A 2266-nucleotide genomic window follows, 5' to 3' on the forward strand; every position below is an offset into this window, starting at 1 on the left:
AAGCGAAAGAGCGGATGGCTATACAGCGCTCTGCGATATTCCTTTTTTTCGTCGGTGATGAGGATGAGAGGCTGCCATAGCTGGGGCATGCGTTCCTGGGCAAGGCGATCGAGCAGCTCCCGGAATGAGCGTTCGATGCTCCGAGGCTCAAAGGTACACGCACGATAGAGCAGGGACATTCTATGCTTTTGAGCCTCGGTGGTGTTGCCGGAACGGCGCAGGGTGGCATGGGTAGCGGCAAGGAAGAATTGAGAATCGGCGGTGACGGCGAGGGTGATGTTGTTGGGGAAGTACTGAGAGACATCGAAGGAGACGAAGCCATCGATGCAGACGGATTCATGGGGATTGGCATGGGGACGGAGCAGGCTCTGGAGTGCGATGGCTTGCCGGGCGAGTCGGTCGATACGGTTCTGGATGGTGCCGCACGAAGCAGAGAAGAATCGTGAGAGTGCGCGAATGCTCATGGAAGAGCTGAGCAGGGTTTCGATCTGGGGATAGGCGAGTTTGCGCTTGGCGAAGTAATCAAGGCTGAAGGTCTGGGTAGAGAAGTACTTACCGCAGGCTTGGCAGCGGAAGCGCTGGACCTTGCCGAAGGTTTTGGTCACATAGAACCCTGCGGCGACGAACCAGCGTTCTTTCGGTGCGTGCTGATGATACGCACAGGCCGGGTTTGGGCAAAAATGAAAATGATGCATGAAAGCCTCCTCTCCTTATAGACGCAAGAAAAGAGGCTTTCACTTCAAATTCATATGCAAGGTTCGTGACACTAGACAATGCTTGACACTCTGCGCATCTCTCTGATATAAGAGCTTTTGTCGTTAGCGACAACGTACCATAGCTGCAAAGCTATGACATGCGCAGAAAGGCGGGCGGTTAGCTCAGTTGGTTAGAGCACCAGTATGACACGCTGGGGGTCGCAAGTTCGACTCTTGCACCGCCCAAAGTTCGTTAGGCGCATCGAAATATGCTTTGGCGCAGCGAGAATATGCCGCTGTAGCTCAGTTGGTAGAGCAATGGACTGAAAATCCATGTGTCATCAGTTCGATTCTGATCGGCGGCATATGAGCCACTCCGAAAGGGGTGGTTTTTTTATATCTAGCGCTTTTTGTGAGACTTGTTTTTGCACTGCTTACCTTCTGCACGGCGCGCCGCCCCTGACACACTCTTCCGATGTTGCGTTCCATCCCCGTCTGCGCTAAAGTAGCACTGCACTCAATTTTTCCGAAGGGGAATACTGCATGAATGTGCTGGTCATCGGCGGGGCAGGGTATATCGGCAGCCATGTTGCGCGATATTTTGCGGACCGCGGGCTCAAGATCGATGTGCTCGACAATCTCTCTACCGGGACGAAAGACAATCTCTTTCCAGATTACAGCTTTTTTGAGGAAGACATCCTTGATTACAAAGCGGTGGCAGCCATTATGCGCCGCGGCTACGATGCGGTTGTTCATCTCGCAGCTGCGAAAGCAGCGGGCGAATCCATGCTCAAGCCCGAAAAATATGCCGTCCAAAACCTGACAGGGACAATCAACATTCTCAATGCCGCGTGCGAGGCAGGTATCAAAAAATTCGTATTTTCTTCATCAGCAGCAATTTACGGCGAGCCTAAATATCTGCCAATCGACGAAGCGCATCCCAAAGAACCAGCTAATTTTTACGGGTTCACCAAGCTCGAAATCGAGCGCATGCTCGAATGGTACGACCGCCTGAAAGGGCTCAAGTTTGCAGCGCTGCGGTATTTCAATGCGGCAGGCTATGATCCTGAAGGCAGGGTTCGAGGTCTTGAGAAAAACCCCGCAAACCTTGTGCCCGTGATTATGGAAGTGGCCGCAGGCTTGCGGCCGCATCTCGATGTGTTTGGAACAGACTACCCGACTCCCGACGGTTCGGGTGTGCGGGACTACATCCATGTGACCGACCTCGCCGATGCGCACTACCGCGCGCTCTTGCAGCTCGATGCTCATGCTGAAAGCTTTGCGGTGAATCTGGGCTCGGAGCGCGGGCTTTCGGTGCTCGAAATCCTGGAAGCGGCGAGGCGCATTACCGGCCGCCCTATTCCCGCACACATCACCGGACGCAGACCGGGCGATCCCGCAACCCTCGTCGCTTCGAGCGCAGCAGCGAGAAAGCTTCTTGGGTGGCAAGCAAAGTTCTCTGATATGGAAACCATAATCGCCACGTCGTGGCGCGCCTATGCGCAGCACCATTCTCATTCTATTCATTGAGCAGGAAGGAAAGAAACATGACCGAACTCGCACAGATTTCT

At 53.9% G+C, this 2266-nt stretch carries 2 protein-coding genes and 2 tRNA genes; 3 read left to right on the forward strand and 1 reads right to left on the reverse strand.

Annotation, left to right across the window (positions count from 1 at the left end; genetic code table 11):
- Nucleotides 1-695: hypothetical protein (locus tag GAP13_RS12975; protein WP_503473390.1), on the reverse strand; the 695-nt coding region annotated here is incomplete at its 3' end.
- Nucleotides 696-867: 172 nt separating this feature from the next.
- Between GAP13_RS12975 and GAP13_RS12980 the strand changes: the two genes are divergently transcribed.
- The 3 genes from GAP13_RS12980 to galE all read left to right on the forward strand — a co-directional run bounded on the left by GAP13_RS12980 (nucleotide 868) and on the right by galE (nucleotide 2225).
- A tRNA-Val gene (locus GAP13_RS12980) sits at nucleotides 868-941 on the forward strand.
- 46 nt (nucleotides 942-987) lie between these two features.
- Nucleotides 988-1060, forward strand: a tRNA-Phe gene (locus tag GAP13_RS12985).
- Between the two features lie 178 nt (nucleotides 1061-1238).
- Entirely contained in the window at nucleotides 1239-2225 is a 987-nt protein-coding gene (galE, locus tag GAP13_RS12990) for a UDP-glucose 4-epimerase GalE (RefSeq protein WP_158908711.1), read from the forward strand.
- The last annotated feature ends 41 nt before the right edge of the window (nucleotides 2226-2266 follow it).

It is taken from the genome of Rectinema subterraneum, from assembly GCA_009768935.1.
GTDB classification, from domain to species: Bacteria; Spirochaetota; Spirochaetia; order Treponematales; family Rectinemataceae; genus Rectinema; species Rectinema subterraneum.